The following is a 19,977-nucleotide window of genomic DNA, read 5'->3' as shown; positions in this document are numbered from 1 at the left end:
CTTCACATGCCAGCACTGCAAGACAACGCCTCACCCTCTACCGCCGAAGGCATGGGATTTTTTGAGCGCTACCTCACGCTATGGGTAGCACTCGCCATTGTGGTAGGCATCTTAGTTGGGCAATTTATTCCAGCGGTACCGGAAACGCTGTCACGCTTTGAAGTGGCGCAGGTATCGATTCCGGTGGCGGTGCTCATTTGGGCGATGATATTCCCCATGATGGCGCAAATTGACTTCACCTCGCTACTGGGTGTGCGTCGTCAGCCCAAAGGTTTGATCATTACTACATCAGTGAACTGGTTGATCAAACCTTTCACTATGTTCGCCATCTCCTGGCTATTTCTGATGGTGATCTTTCGACCGTTTATTCCCGCCGAGCTAGCCAGCCAGTATTTAGCCGGTGCAATTCTGCTGGGCGCCGCGCCGTGTACCGCCATGGTGTTTGTGTGGAGCTACCTGACCCGCGGCGATGCCGCCTACACTCTGGTGCAAGTGGCGCTTAATGATCTAATTATGCTGTTCGCGTTTGCCCCTATCGTGGTCTTCCTACTGGGCATCTCCAATATTCAGGTGCCCTGGGACACCATCGCACTATCAGTGATCCTATATATAGTGATTCCCCTGGCGGCGGGCTATATCACCCGGCAGAGCTTGATTAAAAAACGCGGCGCCGAATGGTACGACAATGTCTTTATGAAGCGCGTTGGCCCGATCACGCCGATTGGTTTGATCATTACCCTAGTGCTGCTGTTTGCCTTCCAGGGCGAGGTCATTCTGAATAATCCGCTGCATATCGTGCTGATCGCGATCCCGCTGATTATTCAGACCTTTTTGATCTTCTTTATTGCCTATGGCTGGGCTAAGGCCTGGAAGTTGCCGCACAATATTGCCGCCCCGGGGGCGATGATCGGCGCCAGCAACTTCTTTGAACTGGCGGTGGCAGCGGCTATCGCACTGTTTGGCTTACAGTCGGGCGCTGCGCTAGCCACTGTTGTCGGCGTATTGGTCGAAGTACCGCTGATGCTCGCGCTGGTAAGAATTGCAAACAAGACCCGCCATCATTTTCCGGCTACTGTTAATCATTAAATTTTGAGCTAGGTCACCAGGTCATCATGCCTGTAGCCATCCCAAGCATTGGGCTCAATAACGATTGGATAGGCCATGGGTAATGTGATTGATATAGATAGCAAAGCACTAGACTTTATCAAGCAGCGAGGCGGCATCCTTACCGTACGCCTTTCCCCAAGACATGGCTGCTGCGGTGGGCTTGCCAAGGTCGCCATTGCCGAGGCAAACCCACCCGCAGACTCTTCGCTTTACCAATGCCATCGCTACCAAAATATAACGCTGTTCATTGACCCGGCGCTTATAGGGCAAGGGTTAAGCTTAAACGTTGAGGGATGGTGGAAGCTTCGCCACCTGTATATGGAGGGTTCACCCTTGTTACAGCCTTAGCTAAGAAGACGGTAACAAGGGTTAATGGTACGCGCGGCTTTACGTACATGAGCATTTACGCGTGAGCGCTATCAATGGATTGCTGCAAATCGGCCAGCAGATCGTCGGCCTTTTCAATCCCGACCGACAAGCGCAGCAAATCCAGCGGAACTGGCGAGTCAGAACCTTCAATACTGGCACGGTGCTCAATCAAACTTTCTACACCGCCTAACGAAGTAGCCCGACACCAGAGCTGCGTTTTAGCGGCAACTGCAATAGCGGCTTTTTCTCCACCGGCTAAACGAATAGACAACATACCGCCGAAACCACTGCTCATTTGCTTTTGAGCCACGTCGTGGCCGGAAAAACTTTTTAAACCGGGGTATAACACCTCAATTACATGCGGATGCTGCTCCAGCTGTCCAGCAATATATAACGCACTTTGACAGCTTTCCCGCACCCGTAAAAACAAGGTTCGCATTCCACGTAGTAATTGAGCTGCATCAGTTGGGCCAGGAACTGCACCAGATTGGGCGCGAATGGCAACCAGACGCTGCCAGAAGGCGTTATCTTCCCGTGCAGCCAATACTCCGGAAATAACATCAGAGTGGCCGTTGAGGTATTTGGTGGCTGAATGCATCACGATATCAGCACCAAGGTTCAACGGTTTTGTTAGCAATGGTGTAGCAACAGTAGAGTCAACAGCAAGCAGGGCTCTGCAGTCTTTTGCTAAATCAGCTACTGCAGCAATATCGGTAACGGTCCAGAGCGGATTGCCAGGCGTTTCAAGCCAAATAAGTGTGGGTGCTTTTTCATCAATGGCAAGGCGTAATTCGTCCAGATTTGTAGTGTCCACAAAACGAACATTCAGCCCGCTATCGACACCAAAGGTCTGCAGCCATTTACGCAACGCCCAGTACATCACTTTAGGAGCGATGACGGAATCGCCGGGCTTTAACGCCTGAAAAACAGTTGTTGCCGCTGCCATACCCGAGGCGAATAAACGGGCATCAACCGCATTTTCCAGCTCTGCCAAGAGTATTTCTGCAGGTCGGTACGTTGGGTTGTCAGCTCTGGAATACACTCGACCGCTGCGATATTGATTATCGCTGTCTCGAAGGTAAGTCGTTGATGTATATACTGGCGGGATGATTACTCCATATTCGTGCTCAAGGTGACTACCGCCCTGAGCAAGGAGTGATTGAGACGAAAAAGGATGGTCTGTCATATAAACTCTCGCTTAAGTAAGCTCAATGCAAGATATATCACATATACCATAAACCAATCCAATTCATACAGATCGGACAGTGGAAACTACGTCGCCTTTATATAGACGCCTCGCCCTTACAGTCGAAGCACACGAATACACAGAAGCTCAAATCCCGCTCGCGGGCCATGGGCACCACAAGGATAGCGGTCAAGTAATAGCTGGAGGCCCAGGCAAGAGTTTGTGCACTGCCTAAAGTGAGCGTTAAACCCAGCCTGGGCGAAGCGCGGATCATGCGACTTGCTTAGGCAACGCCAGCGCCATCAATGCGCTGGCAGCCACTAAGGCGGCGGATACCCACAGGCAAGCGCTCAGCCCATATGCCATATATAGCCAGCCCGACAGTAGCGTGCCCACTAAACGCCCCATGGCATTGGCCATATAATAGAAACCAACATCCATGGAGACGCCGTCAGCGCGGGCATAATGCACAATCAAGTAACTGTGCCAGCTGGAGTTAATCGCAAACAATACGCCAAAGGCGAGCAAACCGACGACTAACCAGCCTACCTGCGCCAAGGGCAGCATCGCCAACAAAATCGCCAGCACGCCCAATGCCGCCGCCCAGCCGGCGGTAAGTGCCCGCGCATCGCCTTTGATCAGCCGGGTTAATTTAGGTGCTTGGGTTTGCACCCCGCCATAACCGATCACCCATACCGCTAACAGCCCACCCACTGTCCAGTGTGTCCAGCCGTGCTGATCGTATAAAAACACCGGCAGCGCTACCACAAACCACACATCCCGTGCCGAAAACAGGCAAAAGCGCGCCGCGGAGAGCACGTTAATAGCGCGTGATTTTGAGAAGATTTCGGAGAACTTGGGCTTTACTTTTTGGCGGCCTAAATCCGCCTTAAGCCTCAACAGTGAAAGCAGTAACACGCTGCCAAGCATCACCGCCATGACCAACACAGCGGCCTGGAAGCCAATCAACGTTAGCAGCAACCCGCCAACAAAAAAGCCCAGCCCCTTTAACGCGTTTTTAGAGCCGGTCAGCATCGCCACCCAGCGGTAGAGTGAACTATTGGCGTTAGCACTCTCTTTTGGCACCAGCACTTTAACGGCGCTTTTAGCGCTCATTTTGTTGAGGTCTTTGGCGATCCCCGACAGCGCCTGAGCGGCCATCACCCAAGCAACTGTCAGCAGGCTAGCGGGTACCATCAGCATAGCAAGCGCAATAATTTGCAGCCCAAGCCCCACATTCATGGTGCGGTTGAGACCCAACCGCGCACCCAACCAGCCACCTACCAGGTTAGTCACCACACCAAAAGCTTCGTAAAACAGAAACAGCATGGCGATTTCTAACGGCGAGTAACCCAGTTGATGGAAGTGCATGACCACCAGCATACGCAGCGCGCCGTCGGTTACCGTGAAGGCCCAGTAGTTGCCGGTAATCAGCATATATTGGCGCACCTCGAAAGGTAGCGCCTTTACCCGCTTTAACAACGATAAATCAGCCACGGCCCACCTGCTCACCGCCTACCTGCCCACTACCTACCATCAGGGCCAACTCTGCCGTGCGGTTGGCGTAGCCCCACTCGTTGTCGTACCAGGCATAGAGTTTTAGCTGGGTGCCATTGATCACCATGGTGGAGAGCGCATCAATGATCGAGCTGCGCGGGTCGGTGCGGTAATCAATCGACACTAGCGGGCGCTCTTCATAGCCCAAAATACCGGCAAGCTCGCCATCAGCCGCGGCTTTTAGCGCCTGATTGACCTCTTCGACACTCACTTCACGCTCAAGCTCGAACACCATATCAGTCAGCGAAGCATTCGCCAGGGGTACACGAATCGCATGACCATTAAGCTTACTCGCTAACTCAGGAAAAATGGCTGTAATGGCTTTGGCCGAACCCGTAGTGGTGGGAATTAAGCTCATGCCGCAAGCGCGCGCCCGGCGCAGGTCTTTGTGCGGAGCATCTAGAATGGTTTGGGTATTGGTAATGTCGTGCACCGTGGTCATCGAGCCATGGCGGATACCGAAGGTTTCCTGAATGACTTTGACCACCGGCGCCAGGCAGTTGGTGGTGCAGCTGGCAGCGGTAACGATCTTATGTTGAGCAGGATCGTAAAGGTGGTCGTTCACCCCCACCACCACATTAAGCACGTTCGCCTCTTTCATAGGCGCACTCACCACCACATGACCGACGCCTTGATCAATGTATGCCTGCAGTTTATCGGTGGTTTTCATTACGCCCGAGCACTCGATCACGATATCGCAGTTCGACCAATCGCTATCGGCAATTGCTTTATTAGCGCTAAAGACGACAGTTTTTCCATCGAGAACGATAGCGTCATCGGTTGCCGAGATGCCCTTACCTGGTGCCCAGCGCCCATGAACTGAATCAAACTCCAGCAGGTGGGCAAAGGTTGCCGCATCGCCGCCCGGGTCGTTAATGCGTGTTATTGCTACCGCGCCAGCGTCTACCTGCCCCCACAAACTGCGCAATGCCAAACGCCCAATCCGCCCAAAGCCGTTAATGCCAATACGTAGTGCCATGAGTGCCTCCTAAGCTAACGGTTACACAATCTATTAAGAGAAAGCATAACGGCTATATACGTTAAAACATATATAAACACTTAAAAAAACGCCTACTAACAAACAGGCCCACCACCATGTAGTAGGCCTGCGTAGTAAGTATTAATTAGCAAGCATTAATTAACCATAACGACCAGAGATATAGTCCTCGGTCTTCTTCTGTGCCGGGGTTGAGAACATCACTTTGGTGTCGTTGTACTCAATGATTTCCCCCAGGTGGAAGAACGCCGTGTAGTCCGCCACCCGCGCCGCCTGCTGCATATTATGCGTCACGGTAATGATGGTGAATTTCTCTTTCAGCTTGTCCATCAGGTCTTCGATGGTGGCGGTGGAAATAGGATCAAGCGCTGAGGTTGGCTCATCCATCAAAATCACATCAGGCTGAACCGCAATAGCGCGGGCAATACACAACCGCTGTTGCTGACCACCGGACAGAGAGGTGCCTGGCTCATGCAGCTTGTCTTTCACCTCGTTCCACAACCCAGCGTCACGCAGCGCTTTTTCAACCAATTCTTCCTGCTCGGCTTTACGGCTGACCAAGTCGTGCATGCGTGGTGCGTAAGCGATATTTTCAAAGATCGACTTAGGAAACGGATTAGGCTTTTGGAAAACCATGCCCACCCGGCGACGGAGCGCCACTTCATCCATTTTAGGTGCGTTAACGTCCAACCCGTCCATCTCGACCAGGCCTTCGGTGCGTACGCTAGGAATCAGGTCGTTCATACGATTCAAACAGCGTAAGAACGTCGACTTACCACACCCCGAAGGGCCAATCAGCGCCGTCACATTTTTCTGAAAAAGATCAATATTTAGATTCTTCAGCGCTTGGTTTTTGCCATACCACAGATTCAAATCGCGAACCCGGAAACTCAGGTCGTGGCACGCAGCTTCATTTCGTGTATAGGGTTGCCCAACCGCAGGTGTCTGCTGGCCGTTCATTACAGTTGCATGGCTATTCATAGAAATGTCCTCTATAACGCACTGGCCTACCAGCGACGCTCAAATTTCTTACGCATCACAACGGCAAAAGCGTTGAGTGAGATGAGTATGGTGAGTAGCACCAAAATACCGCCAGCAGTTTTTTCCACAAACGCCTGCTCAGGTTCACCAGCCCAGGTGAATATTTGCGCAGGCATCACTGTTGCCGCGTTGGTAAAGGAAACGCCCACATCGGGGATAAAGGCCACCATCCCTACAATAATCAGCGGCGCCGTTTCACCCATCGCTTGCGCCAGGCCGATAATAGAACCTGTCATAATACCCGGCATTGCTAAGGGTAGAACGTGATCCCGCACTACCTGCCAGCGTGAACAGCCCACCCCAAAGCCTGCGTGACGGATGGATTCAGGCACGCTACGCAGTGCGGTACGTGTCGAAATAATGATCACTGGCAGCGTCATCAATGCCAGCGTCATACCGCCCACTAATGGAGACGACCGCGGCACCCCGAAAAAGTTAATAAAGATCGCAAGACCCAGCAGACCAAATAGAATCGACGGGATCGCCGCTAGGTTATTGATGTTAATTTCAATAATCTGGGTTAAGCGGTTATCCGGCGCAAACTCTTCAAGATAAATAGCTGTCATCACGCCGATCGGGAAAGATATCGCCAGGGTGACGATCATGGTCATAATGGTGCCGACCACTGCCGATAAAATGCCCGCGTTCTCGGCAATTTTTGAATCACCCGAACCAAAGAAAGTGGTATTAAAGCGTAGATCCACCTGTCCAGATTCGACTCGGGCATCAAGGGCTTCCTGCTCCTCGTCACTCAAGCGATGCCGGTGTCCCTTCAAGTATTGATCGACATCACTATTCGCTAATACCCACTCCGCTTTACTGGTGCCGATCATGTCAGGATTGTTGCGCAACTCTAATGGAATTGTACGCACCGCCGTACGGCTAATTAACGGCAACAGCTCTTCATCAAACGCCCGCCGCCCATCGGTTTCGGCTTCTTGTGTGTAGCTAATCTCGGTTTGTATATAGGCCTGCTGGAAAGCGGGTAGACCTTTACTCAGCATATCGGCAAAAAACAGCACCAGAAAAAGGCCCGCGAGACCTAACGATCCCATGGTTATCCATTTAAGGCGGGTAGACTTTCGGTGACGCCGCTTAAGCTGCTGGCTGATTTCGTCAAAAGAGTGGCTCATCGAAACAGTTCCTCGGCGTTACAGGTTATTCACGCGGTATTTTTCACGGAAACGACGGATCATCAATACTGACACCAAGTTGAGTGCGAGTGTGATCACGAAGAGCACGAGTCCAAGGGCAAAAGCTGATAATGTTTCGGCACTTTCAAACTCTTGGTCGCCGGTGAGCGCCGCCACGATACGCACAGTCACCGTGGTCATATCTTCCAGCGGATTAGCGGTTAAATTAGGCCGCATACCCGCCGCCATAACCACGATCATGGTTTCACCCATGGCACGAGACATACCCAAGAGCGACGCTGAGATAATCCCCGGCATGGCAGCGGGCACTACCACATCACGAATCGTTTCCCCTTTGGTCATACCGAGTGCCAGCGACCCCTGGCGCATGCTATCGGGCACCGAATTGATCACATCATCAGATAGCGATGAGATAAACGGAATGATCATAATGCCCATCACAATGCCGGGTGCCAGCGCATTGTTATAAGACGCATCGAGCCCCAGAAAACCGGCAATATTGACAATGATCGGCGCCACGGTGATGGCGGCAAAAAAGCCATAAACGACGGTAGGAATACCTGCCAATACTTCTAACACCGGCTTGGCGACGGTACGCACTTTGCGCGGTGCAAATTCAGACATATAAATCGCTGAAAGCAAACCGATAGGCACCGCCACCAGCATAGCGATGGCGGTAATCATAAAGGTGCCAGCAAACAGCGGTACCGAGCCAAACTCAGCGCCGCTACCATCACCGCGACCCGCGGATGCTAAAAAGCTCGCGCCTGGATTCCAAGTGGTGCCGGTGATGAACTCCCAGAAGCTGTGCATTTGGAAAAAGCGCAGCGCCTCGGAAATAATCGAAATTAAAATACCAAAGGTCGTCAAAATGGAGATTAACGCTGCCCCAGCCAGGGTCATGCGAATGACCCGCTCAATGGCTTGACGGGCATGAAAATCGGGTTTTACTTGATTAAGACTCACCAGTAGCCCGATGGCTGCTATCACTAAGCTCGCCGCCAGCAGATAAAGCGTAGGAATGTCGGCGCCCATTAGAAGCAAAACGAAAGCGCCCAAGGCACTCACTACCACGGCTGGCCCGGCGGTGGAGAGTACTGTAAACCAAGCGTATTGGTCAGGCTGGGCGAACATCGCCGTACCCGCGCTACGTAACCGAGTGGCTTTTGAACGGCCAGCAAAAAAAGCCAGCAGCCCCAGCAGCAATAATGCACTGCAAAAAATCAGAAGAAGCTGGTTGGTCTGCATCGCATCTCTCTCACGTGGTCACCGGTTAAGAAACCTATCAACAATAACGGGTCGGCAGCTTGCGCTGCCGACCACTTTTAATCTGACCTACCAACTTACTTAAGAACGTCTGCTGTCATTGAAGTGCGATCTGCAACAGCCTGGCGCCACTCTTCGCGCTCTTCTTCTGGCAGAACGATCAAGCCGATATCACGCAAGTAGCCGTCATCGCCAATCATCATTTCGCTCATAAACATATCGACGTAATCGTACATCGGCGGGACGTCTTCAGCGTGCTGGTTCTTCACGTAGAACCACAGTGAACGCGCGATAGGATAGTCACCGGAGCTGATCGCCTCAGCTTCAGGATCGACGCCATCAATACTGGCGGCGCTGATCGTGTCAGTATTCTCTTCAAGGAAAGAGTAGCCGAAGATACCAAAGGCACCGGTGTCTTCTGAAAGACGCTGAACGATTAGGTTGTCGTTTTCACCGGCATCGATGTAAACACCGTCAGAACGAATATCGGTGTAGCCTTCATCGCCGTAAACATCCATACCCTCAGACGCAGATTCCATTACCAGCTCTTCAAAAGCATCGCGGGTACCCGAAGTTGTCGGCGGCCCATAAATGGAGATTTCACGGTCTGGCAGCGAAGAATCGATCTCGCTCCAGTTGGTGTAGGGGTTTTCAACTAACTCGCCATCAACCGGCACCATGGCAGCTACCGCCATGAAGATCTGTTCGCGGGTTAAAGCAATGTCATCGTTTTCGCTTGATTGACCCAATACGATGCCGTCAGAACCGATTTTAGCCTCGGTGATATCGGTAACGCCGTTCTCTTCACAACGCTCAAACTCAGACACTTTCATGCGACGAGAAGCGTTAGTAATGTCGGGTGTGCCTTCACCAACACCATTACAGAACAGACGCAAACCGCCGCCCGAACCAGTCGATTCAATAACAGGCGTCGGGTTACCAGTAGTCGCACCGAACTCTTCCGTTACGTAGCTGGCAAACGGGTAAACGGTACTGGAACCAACGATTCGGATTTGATCACGGGCTTGAGCAACACCGGCAACGCTCATTACAGCAGCCGCGATAACGGTGGTTTTTAGAATACGGTTCATGCGAAATACTCCTGTTCATGTAGGGATCTGGCCTTCGCAAGGCATACCTTGCACTGGTTCCATGACAACTTCATGACAGCGAGCAAAACGTAGAAAATTTTTCGTTACATAGAGGCAACCCGACCTTACATCACCACAAAAGTCCTAGCGCCGCGAGGGTGCATAACGCCAGCGAGGCACCTTGCAGCATGCGTCGGTCTAAACGGTGGGCTACGGTATCTGCCAAGGCGTTACCTATTAATACTGCAGGTAGGAAGGTAAGCGCGACCTGGAAATGCCAAAGCTGAATCTGGTCAGCCAAGGCAAGGGTGATTAAGGTCAATAGAGAGGTCAAAATGAAAAAGGCGGCTAGATTGCCGCGCACACGATCAGTGGGTAAGCCGTGCATCAGCAGCACGATGGGTGGGCCACCAATAGCCGCAACGGTGCCAAAAATGCCAGAGAGCACCCCAGCGCCAAACAGCGTTATTCGGTTTACCGGCAACTGAAAGCGGCACAAGGTGACGAGTACCGCAAACAGGACGATGACCGCAATCAGCTTTTCTAACACAAACATGGGGGCGGCGAGTAGCAGCCAAATACCCAGCGCATTGCCGGGAAGGCGCCCCACTAGCGCCATGCCAATGGAATCCAGGCGCACCTCGTGCCAGTAATGACGCACCATCATCAGGGAGACGGTAAATCCGAACAGTACCAGAGTGACCGGCACCAGACGAGGCTCTAGCATCAACAGTAGCGGTGCGCCAATAATGGCCAAACCAAAGCCGGTAGCGCGCTGCACAAAAGCACCCATTAACAGTACGGCGGAGCAAGCTAACCAAGTGCTCATCGGCATATTGACCCAAGCCAGCATGCTATCCATTCAACTTACCCATTCAAACTATCCATATGCTCTATCCATTTGAAAACTATTCATCCGCAGCAGGTGCTTTAGTCAGTTTGCGCACACCGATATTGCCTAGCAACGCAGCGCCCAGCATGGTGAGTACCATGGGCCAAAGATGCTCTACCTCGAACAGCCCTACCATCACTCCCGCGAGGGCGCCGCAGGTAAACTGGATCCCGCCCAGTAGCGCCGTTGCCGTGGCGCTGATATGGCCAAAATGATCCAGTAACGACGAGATCGCGTTGGGTGTAATCAGCCCGATCATACCGGTAAACAGCATAATCAACGGCACCACGATCACTAGCGACGCGATGTCCAGGGCGGTCACCGCTACCAACCCAAGCGCGGCCACCAGTTGTATAAGCAACCCTAAACGCAAATTCTGCTGAGGAGTGCGCTTGCGGAGCAGATGAATATTGACCCGATTAGAGAGCGCAATAACGACCACGTTGACCCCAAACACTAGCGGATAAGTGCCGGGCGAGAGGCCAAAATAGTCGAGATAAAGAAACGGCGAAGCGGTCACAAAGGCAAACAGGCCCGCAAAGGAAGCCGCTACCGCACAGATATAGCCCATGCCTTCACGATGCTTAAGCACGCTGGCGTAGTTGCGTATTACCTGCCGTGGTGAAGCTGCCGGCAGCGACATATCGCGGGTTTCAGGTAACCGCGTTCCTAGCAGCCAGAGCAAAAAGCCTGCGTAAACGGCTAAGAACACAAAAATCAGCCACCAGCCGGCCACGTGCAGTAGCAAACTGCCCACTGCAGGCGCCACCAGCGGCGCCAGCATCATAATCATTGCCATGGTGGACATCACTTTGGCGGCCTCACGCCCGCTAAAGCAGTCGCGCACAATCGCCGCCGAGTTGACCACGCAGGCCCCGCCTCCCAGCGCTTGAATAAACCGCCAAGCCAGCAGCGTGGGCAAACTGTTCGCCATCGTAATAGCAAGACTTGCCAGCATAAACACCACCAATCCGCCCAACAGCACAGGCTTTCTACCCATCCGATCCGAAAGCGGCCCAAAGCATAGCTGGCCCAATGCAAAGCCGAACAAGAATACGCTGATGGAGAGTTCAGTACGGTGAATACTGGCGCCAATGCTTTCAGCAATGATACCCATGGCAGGCAAATAAGCGTCGATAGCAAAGGGTGCCAGCGCCGTATTGGCGGCAACCAACAGTGCTACCCGGCGAGGATTAAGATCCATGGGTCTCCTTAAGGCGATAATGTACGCACTGGAATAGATAGGCCGCTAATCATAGCTGATTTTAAGGCCTTTGTCGGGATTGGAGACTATCGGTAGATAGCCCTTGGGAGAGGCCAGGGGCTTATCAAGGAGAGGGGAGCTTAGTGATGCGTAGTGGCGTCTTGCGACTCAAGCATGTCAACCAGTGGCTGAAACTGCTCACGGTTATGCTCGTTCATATGCATTAAAATACGGTGGGCTTCCAGGATACGATCGCGCAGTCCCTCTTCGTCTGCCGGCTCTTGGGGCAGCTCTTCAAGCTCATTGTTGAGCGTACTCGTCTGTTGTAGCGGCGCTTCCATCAGCGTGAAGAAACGCGCAAAGCCCATCACGTCCAACATCTGCCGTACATCAGGATTATCGACAATAATCGTCGGCGGCTGCTCCAGGCGCCCTTTCACCGCCATCGCGACCTTGGCCAAAAAACCAAGCGCCGTCGAATCGACATTGGTGGCTTCACGCAGGTCAATCAATACGGCACGCAACCCCGGCGTCTCGGCAAGACGCTGGGCTTGAGTATCCAGCGTGGCGCAGAGCGTCAAACGCACATCACCACACAGTTTTAGAATAAAAACACCAGAATCGAACGCCGCTTTAATGCGGCCCTCTTCAATCAGCATGACCAAATCCGCTCACCATCATGATTGTTAGATCATCGGGTAAAGCATCGCGCTCTTGGTTGGCATCAAACTCTGCATCCCCTTCGGCAAGGAGTGCATTCGTTTCTGCTAGCCGGTCGCGCAACTGCTCAAGCGTTACACTCTCGCTTACTAATTGCTCAAGCTCCTTGAGCCGCGTGTCGAGCGTTTTACCCGGCAAGCATTCCAATACTCCATCTGAGCAGAGCCATAGACGAAATTTATTCGGCAATGCACAACTCAGCGAAGGATACTCCACATCGGGGAAAAGGCCTACCGGCATTCCCTCGCCTTCTAAACGGCGTAGCTCTCCTTCTGCTGCCAACAGGGGCATGGGAAGCTGCGCGCCGAGCGAATAGTGAAGAGTATGCGCCTCGTGGTCAATAACACCGACAAATAAGGTGGCATGTTTACCAATATCGGTGCCCTGCAGCTCGCGGTTCATCGCCTTTAACCAATCAGGCGGCAGATTTTCCGGATGCTGGCCATCCCACTCACTCAGCCAGCGGTTGCATAAATATTTGAGCAGCACGGTAACAAATGCCGACGAGGCACCATGCCCCGATACATCGGCGAAATAGAAGGCACTGTAGCGCTCGTTATAGCGTTGGTAATCGAGAAAATCACCAGACAAATAGAGCGAAGGAGCAAATACGTAGTCGTAATACACCCCGTTAATCACCTTGGGCCGCAGCGGTAACAAACGCCGCTGGATATGCCCTCCACTCTGCTGATCCATCCGCAGCAGCGCGAGATGGGTCTCTAGGCTCTCGTTTAACTCCGCCAGCCGCGCATGGTCACGCTCGCGCTCCAGCGCCAAATCGTTGAGCTTAATGGCCTTACGGATCATTCGTCGCAACAGCTCGGCGTGTCGCAGCGGATGGACAATATAGTCCACCAGCCCCACATCAATCGCTTTGATCAAGTCGGCGTCCTGACGCGAGTCACTGACTACCAGTGTCGGTAGGCGTCGCGTTAGGTGTGTCCATTGCTGCCGCGGAACTGCCCGAGCATGGGCAACAATGAGCGCCGTGTCAGCAGGCAAATGCGCGATATCCTCAGCGGCAAACACCCACATGCCATCGCAGGTAATCGCTTCAGCCAGCGCATCACGTTCACGACCAGGTTCGTCGATCACCGCGATCAACTGCTTAGAATGATCCATCATAAGCCTCAATCGGTGACTTCGTTGTCACCAAAGTCACTATCATCCTGACCGCTGTCATCAAAATCGCTGTCATCAAAGTCGAAGGTTTCGCTGGCAAAGGGGTCATCACCCAATTCTCCATCGCTCACCTCAAATTGGCGGTTCTGCAAGTAAGCGTCACGAATAAAACGGTAGCGATCACCACGAATTAATTCTTCCTGGTCAAGCAAACCCGCTCGAATATCGATCGCTTTGAGTGCGGTAAGGCCTACTCGAACAATATCGTCTTCTGCATAATTAACGGGGTTCGTTGCCATGTTCGCGGGCATACCGGTGGTATCCCGCAGCGTGCTGGGGCCAAAGAAAGGCAGCACCAGATAACGCGAATCTTCCCACCCCCACACCGCTAACGTTTGGCCAAAATCTTCTTCATCCGCAGTAATTTCCATTAGGGTGGCATAATCTAACAGTCCGCCAATGCCTACCGTGGAGTTAATTAAAAAACGTGACGTGGCGAGGCCCGCGTTTGACGGTTTGCCCTGCAGCACGCTGTTAAGCGCAGTACGCACTTCACCTAAGTTGGAGAAAAAATTACCTACGCCCGTTTCTACCGGGTCGGGGGTAATAGCACGATAGCCTGTTGCCACCGGCTTGAGCGCGTAGCGATCCAACACATCGTTAAACGCAAACACTTTGCGGTTAAAGCCTTCCCAAGGGTCTTCGGGAGCAGTATTTTCCGCCATTTGCGTACTGGCACAGCCTCCGGTTGCGAGTAACGTCACCAGTAGTAGTGGCAACCCTTTGCTACGCAGCGAAAGCGCAGGCTGCGCGTTATTAAACCACTGCCACATGACATTTTCCTTTTTCAATTCCCTTGCACCTTATACAGACATCTACAAACGACGAATAACCACACTGCCCGCGCTATAACCTGCTCCAAAGGAGCAAATCACGCCAATATCGCCCTCCACAAGCGCCTCGCGATGGAGGTGAAAGGCGATTATAGAACCCGCTGAACTGGTGTTGGCGTAACGATCCAAAATAATCGGCGCCTGTGTTTCACTCGGGTCATAGCCCAATACTTTGCGGGCAATCAAATCGTTCATATGCCGGTTAGCCTGGTGTAGCCACATGCGCTTCAGATCGCCACCGGCCAACTCTAAGGAGGCCAAATGATCGGTGATCAATTTAGCCACCATCGGGCAAACTTCTCTAAACACCCGACGCCCTTCCTGCACAAACAGCTTATCCAAGGCGAGTGGGTCACTGTCCGTTACGCGGTTAAGGAACCCTGCATTATTACGGATCGCGTTGGAAAACTGGGTAACCAGACGCGTGCCAAGAATTTCAAACTGCTCATCGGCCACCGCAATAGCGCTATTTTCTAGTACCACAGCGGTACAAGCATCGCCGAAAATGAAGTGGCTGTCACGGTCTCGAAAGTTGAGGTGCGCCGAGCAAATTTCCGGATTGACCACCAGGGCACGCTTCACACTGCCGGAGGCTATGGCGTTGGCAGCCGTTTCCAAAGCAAACGTCGCTGAACTACAGGCCACATTCATATCGAACCCGTAACCACTTGTGCCCAAGGCCTGTTGCACCTCGACCGCCATAGCGGGGTAGGCACGCTCCAGGTTTGAGCAGGCCACGATCACCAGCTCGATGTCAGCAGCTTCTACCTTGGCAGCGGCCAGCGCCTGCCGCGCGGCAGCGGTCGCCATCTCGCACTGAATAGAGGGTTCGTCATTGCCCCGCTGCGGAAGTTTAGGCCGCATACGCTGTGGGTCAAGGATCCCAGCTGCATCGAGCACATAGCGGCTCTTAATACCGGAGGCTTTTTCGATAAATTCGCTGCTTGAATGTGCCAGCGGTTCGCGCTCGCCGCGCGCAATGGCTCCGGCATGCTGTTCATTCTCGCTGTCTACCCAAGCATTAAATGCCGCCACCAGGGCCGCATTATCAATGGCGTGTTCCGGTGTATAGAGACCTGTACCGGTAATCACCACATGTGTCATGCCAATCTCCTCTAAGCGGCTTGCCGACGTGACCGGCCATCAATGTAGCGTGCGACTTACGGCGAACCCATCACGTTACTGTGTGCGTAAAATAGCGGTTTTTCCAGCAACTTTTTTCAACCCCTAGCTAAACGCTAGTGATCTCTTGCCAGCGTTTTTCCAATCGTTTTACCGACACCACCATGTTAGTCCCCAACTGCTGTGCAAATAGCGATACTCTAAGCTCCTGCAGCCACCAGCCAAAAGCGACCAATTCAGGATCTTCCACCCTTCCGCGTCGCTCGCTTTCGCGGCGGGCATCAAAGCGGGCCTCTAATGCCTGGACATCTTGCATCATCATTTGATCGCGACCGCGCTCACGGGCGGCTTTTTCAAGCCGAATGAGCGCCGCCTCGGTGTAGCGCGGGTATCCGTCCAGCCAAGCGCCCGCATCGCGAATAAAGCCTGGATAGACCAGACGCTGCATCTGCGCGCTAACATCGCTATACACCAGCGCCAGAGCAAAATTAAGCTTCCCTTTGAGCACCTTACTGACCGCCAGATGCCCTTTTAGCGCGGCCTCTACGCGTACCAGCAGTGCTTTCGCTTCGTCTACAAGCTGACCCTGAGTAGCGTTTAGTCGCTGGCTAAACTCGCCTTCCGAGCGCGGCAGGGGGTGCTGAGCAATCACCTGGGTAAACACCGCAAGCAGCAGATCGTCGATCAAAGCTTGTTTACTACCCACTTTGGCGAACAGTAGCGCGCACTTCTCAACACCCGGCAGTTGTTTAATCGCTTTAACCTGTTCAGGTAGCTTGGCAATTGCCAGCCGAGCGATGCCCTCCTGGTGGGCAGCGTCAGCTTTTGCAGGGTGATCAAACAACGCCACCTTGAACTCGCTGGCATCAAGACCGCTGGTTTTCGCAATCCTGCTTTCAGCGACCAGGGCAGGATACGCCTCTACGCGAATACCTGCCTGGGTGGTAACGCGCGAAGCGGGCAGCGGCGTCTTGGGTAGCCCGGCCACAGCGGGCTCTTGGCTAACCTGTTCAGCCAGTGCCTGGGCGCCTGCGCTGGCTGCCGCTTCAAAGCGCTGCTCTAAAGCACGCAGATCGCGCCCCTGCCCTAAGGTTTCGCCCGCGTGATCGACCACGCGAATATTCATGATCAGATGCGGTTCGAGCACGTCGAGGCGCCAGTCGTCGGGATGCACCCGCGTCGATGTACGGCGGCGAATGAACTCCCCCAAGGCCTCGGTTAACGGGCGCTGATCGGGCACCAGGGTTTCCAGCGCCGCATCCACCCAATCAGGAATCGGCACCACCTGGCGGCGGATGCTTTTCGGCAGTGACTTCAGAAGCGCAATACACTTTTCACGCAGCAGCCCAGGTACCAACCACTCCAGAGCATGCACCGGCACCTGGGGCAACATTGCAGCGGGAACGGTCAGGGTAACACCGTCATCCTCGGCTTCGGGGTCAAAGTGGTAGCTTACCGGATACGCGACGCCCGCCAGAATCAAATGATCAGGATACTGCGCCTGGGTAACGTCCTCCGCGTCGCGCGCTTTAAGTGAATCAATATCGAAATGCAGTAATTGTGGCTCTTGCTGCTCGGCCTGCTTGCGCCAGTGCTCAAAGCCCTTGCCGTTGACTATCTCCGCCGGGATCCGCTGGTCGTAAAAGTCATAGAGCGTGTCTTCATCGACCAGAATATCTCGCCGCCGAGCGCGATCTTCCAGCGCTTCGACTTCGTCGATCAACGCGCGGTTATGAGCAAAGAAGGCACCTTTGGTGTGAAATTCCCCTTCCACCAGCGCACGGCGAATAAACAGCTCCCGGGACTCCTGGGGCGCGATTGGCCCGTAATGTACCTTGCGCCGCGCCACAATCGGCAGACCAAACAGCGTGACCTGTTCAAAGGCCACTACCTGGGCGCGCTTCATTTCCCAATGCGGTTCGCTGTAGCTGCGTTTAACCAGGTGCTGCGCCTGGGGTTCAATCCACTGGGGATCGATTTTGGCCACGGTGCGGGCAAACAGCTTGGAGGTTTCCACCATCTCGAACGCCATGATCCACTTGGGCGACTTCTTGGCCAACCCTGAGCCTGGATGAATCATAAACTTGCGATTGCGGGCGCCGAGATACTCGCGGTTCTCCACCAACGTCCCCAGATTAGAGAGCAGCCCCGAGAGTAGCGCCTGATGCACCTTGCCCGACGTTTTACGCCGCGTTTGACGCGCCTGTTCTTCGCTCTCGTCTTCATTACGGGGCGGCGGCGCGGGCACGTCGATATCCATATCGCGCAGCAGTTGGCGCAGTTGGCGGAAGGTGTCGTGCCATTCGCGCATGCGCAGGTAGTTGATGTAGTGCTCGCGGCACCAGCGGCGCAGCTGATTACCTGAAAGCGCCTCACGGGCATTCTCAATGCCGTGCCAAAGGTTCAGCAAGGCGACAAAATCGGAATCCGGATCATGCCAGCGCTGGTGAGCTTGGTCGGCCGCCTGGCGCTTATCCGTCGGTCGGTCGCGGGGGTCTTGGATGGCTAGCGCCGAGACGACGATCAGCACATCGCGAAGGCTGCCGAATTCGGCACCCGCCAACACCATTCGCGCCAAGCGCGGGTCAATCGGCAGCCGCGCCAGCTTACGCCCAAGCGGAGAAAGGCGCTGCTTGTCGTCCACCGCCCCCAGCTCGAACAGCAGTCGAAAGCCGTCTTTAACAAAGCGGCTATCCGGTGGATCAACAAACGGAAAGGCCTCGATATCGCCGAGCTTGAGCCCCAGCATCGAGAGAATCACCGAGGCAAGGTTGGTGCGCTGGATTTCCGGGTCGGTAAAGCCGGGCCGGGATAGGAAATCCTCTTCGCTGTAGAGGCGAATGCACACGCCTTCGGCAATCCGCCCACAGCGCCCTTTACGCTGGTTGGCGCTGGCCTGGCTAACCGCTTCTACCGGCAGTCGCTGGATCTTGGAACGGTAGCTATAGCGGCTTATACGTACGAGGCCAGGGTCGATCACGTAGCGAATCCCAGGCACGGTCAGCGACGTTTCCGCGACGTTGGTGGCGAGTACAATGCGCCTGCCACGGTGCGGCGCAAACACGCGGTTCTGCTCTTCGTTGGAGAGCCTCGCGTAGAGCGGCAGAATTTCAGTGCCTTTCAGCTCGGCGCGGCGCAGGGTATCGGCGGTTTCACGAATTTCGCGCTCACCAGGTAAAAACACCAGCACATCGCGAGGGCCATGCAACCAGCCTTTTTCACGCTCAACGGCTTCAATCTCTTCCACCGCGTGTAGAATGCCCTCTTGCAGCGTGCGGTCTTCTTCATCGTCCTCATCGCGCACCAGCGGCCGGTAGTGTACTTCAACGGGGTAGGTGCGCCCGGTTACTTCCACCACCGGTGCAGGCGTCTTGGCGGTGCCGAAGTGTTTGGCAAAGCGCTCCACGTCGATAGTCGCCGAGGTAATGATGACTTTTAGATCGGGCCGCTTGGGGAGCAAACGTTTGAGGTAGCCGAGTAGAAAGTCGATATTCAGGCTGCGCTCGTGGGCTTCATCAATAATGATGGTGTCGTAACGCAGCAGCAGCGGATCATGCTGGGTCTCGGCCAGCAAAATCCCGTCGGTCATCAGTTTGACCAGGGTCGTCGGGCTGCTCTGGTCGGTGAAGCGCACCTGATAGCCCACCTGCTCGCCCAGAGAGACTTCCAGCTCTTCCGCCAGGCGACTGGCGACACTGCGGGCAGCCAAGCGACGCGGTTGGGTGTGGCCAATTAAGCCACGGCGGCCTCGGCCCAGTTCCAAACACATTTTAGGCAGCTGGGTGGTTTTGCCTGAGCCGGTCTCCCCCGCCACCACCACGACCTGATGATCGCGGATGGCGTTGACAATATCCTCCCGGCGTTCGACCACCGGCAATTCTGGCGGGTAATTGAAGGCGACCTTTTGGCTTTCGCGCTGACTGAGCTGCTGCTGGGCACGACCAAGCTCGCGCTGCACCTCGTCCAAGCCACGGCTAATCGGTTTGCTATCACGTAGGCGACGGTTTAAACCAGCCAGCCGGCGCTCCAGCCGCTCTGCATCGCGCAGCATCACATCGCCCGCGGCCTGTTTCAGCGACGCAAGACGTTGACTATCGGTGGGGGCTGGGGATGTGTCGGTGGTCACGATTGAGTCGGCTTCCATTCGCTTGGGCATTTAACAAGAGATATTAATAACAGATATAAAAAATCAACCCGCTCAATTGAGCGGGTCGTATAGTGTAACGCTTTCAGCTCCGCGACGCCTAACCACAGTG

Annotated in this window: 16 protein-coding genes; 2 read left to right on the top strand and 14 right to left on the bottom strand. The window is 54.1% G+C overall.

Annotated features, from left to right (window positions below):
• Positions 1–6: 6 nt before the first annotated feature.
• Together arsB and HALTITAN_RS18700 are read left to right on the top strand one after the other, a co-directional pair.
• Positions 7–1,086 carry an ACR3 family arsenite efflux transporter gene (gene arsB, locus HALTITAN_RS18705; RefSeq protein WP_009288027.1) on the top strand — a complete coding sequence of 360 codons (1,080 nt, stop codon included), beginning with the start codon at positions 7–9 and terminating at the stop codon, positions 1,084–1,086.
• Between the two features lie 75 nt (positions 1,087–1,161).
• Complete coding sequence (locus tag HALTITAN_RS18700; RefSeq protein ID WP_022522929.1) at positions 1,162–1,455, top strand: CC/Se motif family (seleno)protein; 294 nt, start codon at positions 1,162–1,164, stop codon at positions 1,453–1,455.
• A gap of 55 nt (positions 1,456–1,510) precedes the next feature.
• On the opposite strand, the gene HALTITAN_RS18695 is transcribed toward HALTITAN_RS18700, so the two are convergent.
• The 14 genes from HALTITAN_RS18695 to hrpA all read right to left on the bottom strand — a co-directional run bounded on the left by HALTITAN_RS18695 (position 1,511) and on the right by hrpA (position 19,865).
• Positions 1,511–2,662, bottom strand: coding sequence for a trans-sulfuration enzyme family protein (locus HALTITAN_RS18695; protein ID WP_009288026.1), 1,152 nt, complete (start codon positions 2,660–2,662; stop codon positions 1,511–1,513).
• Between the two features lie 270 nt (positions 2,663–2,932).
• Positions 2,933–4,099, bottom strand: coding sequence for an organoarsenical effux MFS transporter ArsJ (gene arsJ / locus HALTITAN_RS18690; protein WP_101148356.1), 1,167 nt, complete (start codon positions 4,097–4,099; stop codon positions 2,933–2,935).
• 52 nt (positions 4,100–4,151) lie between these two features.
• Complete coding sequence (locus HALTITAN_RS18685; RefSeq protein WP_009288024.1) at positions 4,152–5,198, bottom strand: ArsJ-associated glyceraldehyde-3-phosphate dehydrogenase; 1,047 nt, start codon at positions 5,196–5,198, stop codon at positions 4,152–4,154.
• A 159-nt stretch (positions 5,199–5,357) separates the two neighbouring features.
• Entirely contained in the window at positions 5,358–6,197 is an 840-nt protein-coding gene (pstB, locus tag HALTITAN_RS18680) for a phosphate ABC transporter ATP-binding protein PstB (protein WP_009288023.1), read from the bottom strand.
• 26 nt (positions 6,198–6,223) lie between these two features.
• Complete coding sequence (gene pstA / locus HALTITAN_RS18675; protein ID WP_009288022.1) at positions 6,224–7,390, bottom strand: phosphate ABC transporter permease PstA; 1,167 nt, start codon at positions 7,388–7,390, stop codon at positions 6,224–6,226.
• 18 nt (positions 7,391–7,408) lie between these two features.
• Positions 7,409–8,659, bottom strand: a complete 1,251-nt coding sequence (gene pstC / locus HALTITAN_RS18670) for a phosphate ABC transporter permease subunit PstC (protein ID WP_009288021.1) — start codon at positions 8,657–8,659, stop codon at positions 7,409–7,411.
• A 95-nt stretch (positions 8,660–8,754) separates the two neighbouring features.
• On the bottom strand, positions 8,755–9,768 hold the full coding sequence (locus HALTITAN_RS18665) for a PstS family phosphate ABC transporter substrate-binding protein (RefSeq protein ID WP_009288020.1): 1,014 nt from the start codon (positions 9,766–9,768) through the stop codon (positions 8,755–8,757).
• A gap of 130 nt (positions 9,769–9,898) precedes the next feature.
• Positions 9,899–10,630 carry a sulfite exporter TauE/SafE family protein gene (locus HALTITAN_RS18660; RefSeq protein ID WP_051052139.1) on the bottom strand — a complete coding sequence of 244 codons (732 nt, stop codon included), beginning with the start codon at positions 10,628–10,630 and terminating at the stop codon, positions 9,899–9,901.
• Between the two features lie 46 nt (positions 10,631–10,676).
• On the bottom strand, positions 10,677–11,864 hold the full coding sequence (locus HALTITAN_RS18655) for a multidrug effflux MFS transporter (protein WP_009288019.1): 1,188 nt from the start codon (positions 11,862–11,864) through the stop codon (positions 10,677–10,679).
• Positions 11,865–12,004: 140 nt separating this feature from the next.
• The gene (locus HALTITAN_RS18650) at positions 12,005–12,523 is read right to left on the bottom strand and encodes an STAS domain-containing protein (protein WP_022522924.1); all 519 of its coding nucleotides are present in this window, start codon (positions 12,521–12,523) and stop codon (positions 12,005–12,007) included.
• The gene (locus HALTITAN_RS18645) at positions 12,513–13,706 is read right to left on the bottom strand and encodes a PP2C family protein-serine/threonine phosphatase (RefSeq protein WP_027958456.1); all 1,194 of its coding nucleotides are present in this window, start codon (positions 13,704–13,706) and stop codon (positions 12,513–12,515) included. The genes HALTITAN_RS18650 and HALTITAN_RS18645 overlap by 11 nt, the downstream gene beginning before the upstream one ends.
• An 8-nt stretch (positions 13,707–13,714) precedes the next feature.
• On the bottom strand, positions 13,715–14,539 hold the full coding sequence (locus tag HALTITAN_RS18640) for an MlaA family lipoprotein (RefSeq protein ID WP_035537982.1): 825 nt from the start codon (positions 14,537–14,539) through the stop codon (positions 13,715–13,717).
• A gap of 42 nt (positions 14,540–14,581) precedes the next feature.
• Positions 14,582–15,703 carry a beta-ketoacyl-ACP synthase III gene (locus tag HALTITAN_RS18635; protein ID WP_027958455.1) on the bottom strand — a complete coding sequence of 374 codons (1,122 nt, stop codon included), beginning with the start codon at positions 15,701–15,703 and terminating at the stop codon, positions 14,582–14,584.
• A 127-nt stretch (positions 15,704–15,830) separates the two neighbouring features.
• Positions 15,831–19,865: an ATP-dependent RNA helicase HrpA gene (hrpA, locus tag HALTITAN_RS18630; protein ID WP_039860119.1), complete on the bottom strand. Its 4,035-nt coding sequence runs from the start codon at positions 19,863–19,865 to the stop codon at positions 15,831–15,833.
• Between the last annotated feature and the right edge of the window lie 112 nt (positions 19,866–19,977).

The sequence above is a fragment of the Vreelandella titanicae BH1 genome, from assembly GCF_000336575.1.
GTDB classification, from domain to species: domain Bacteria; phylum Pseudomonadota; class Gammaproteobacteria; order Pseudomonadales; family Halomonadaceae; genus Vreelandella; species Vreelandella titanicae.
Note: the sequence above shows the minus strand (reverse complement) of the source record. Positions and strands in the feature narration are given on the sequence as shown.

Bases quoted from the DNA above. Each gene is read 5' to 3' on its own strand.
- arsB (WP_009288027.1), top strand. From the start codon at position 7: ATGCCAGCACTGCAAGACAACGCCTCACCCTCTACCGCCGAAGGCATG.
- HALTITAN_RS18700 (WP_022522929.1), top strand. From the start codon at position 1,162: ATGGGTAATGTGATTGATATAGATAGCAAAGCACTAGACTTTATCAAG.
- HALTITAN_RS18695 (WP_009288026.1), bottom strand. From the start codon at position 2,662: ATGACAGACCATCCTTTTTCGTCTCAATCACTCCTTGCTCAGGGCGGT.
- arsJ (WP_101148356.1), bottom strand. From the start codon at position 4,099: ATGCTGATTACCGGCAACTACTGGGCCTTCACGGTAACCGACGGCGCG.
- HALTITAN_RS18685 (WP_009288024.1), bottom strand. From the start codon at position 5,198: ATGGCACTACGTATTGGCATTAACGGCTTTGGGCGGATTGGGCGTTTG.
- pstB (WP_009288023.1), bottom strand. From the start codon at position 6,197: ATGAATAGCCATGCAACTGTAATGAACGGCCAGCAGACACCTGCGGTT.
- pstA (WP_009288022.1), bottom strand. From the start codon at position 7,390: ATGAGCCACTCTTTTGACGAAATCAGCCAGCAGCTTAAGCGGCGTCAC.
- pstC (WP_009288021.1), bottom strand. From the start codon at position 8,659: ATGCAGACCAACCAGCTTCTTCTGATTTTTTGCAGTGCATTATTGCTG.
- HALTITAN_RS18665 (WP_009288020.1), bottom strand. From the start codon at position 9,768: ATGAACCGTATTCTAAAAACCACCGTTATCGCGGCTGCTGTAATGAGC.
- HALTITAN_RS18660 (WP_051052139.1), bottom strand. From the start codon at position 10,630: ATGGATAGCATGCTGGCTTGGGTCAATATGCCGATGAGCACTTGGTTA.
- HALTITAN_RS18655 (WP_009288019.1), bottom strand. From the start codon at position 11,864: ATGGATCTTAATCCTCGCCGGGTAGCACTGTTGGTTGCCGCCAATACG.
- HALTITAN_RS18650 (WP_022522924.1), bottom strand. From the start codon at position 12,523: ATGCTGATTGAAGAGGGCCGCATTAAAGCGGCGTTCGATTCTGGTGTT.
- HALTITAN_RS18645 (WP_027958456.1), bottom strand. From the start codon at position 13,706: ATGGATCATTCTAAGCAGTTGATCGCGGTGATCGACGAACCTGGTCGT.
- HALTITAN_RS18640 (WP_035537982.1), bottom strand. From the start codon at position 14,539: ATGTGGCAGTGGTTTAATAACGCGCAGCCTGCGCTTTCGCTGCGTAGC.
- HALTITAN_RS18635 (WP_027958455.1), bottom strand. From the start codon at position 15,703: ATGACACATGTGGTGATTACCGGTACAGGTCTCTATACACCGGAACAC.
- hrpA (WP_039860119.1), bottom strand. From the start codon at position 19,865: ATGGAAGCCGACTCAATCGTGACCACCGACACATCCCCAGCCCCCACC.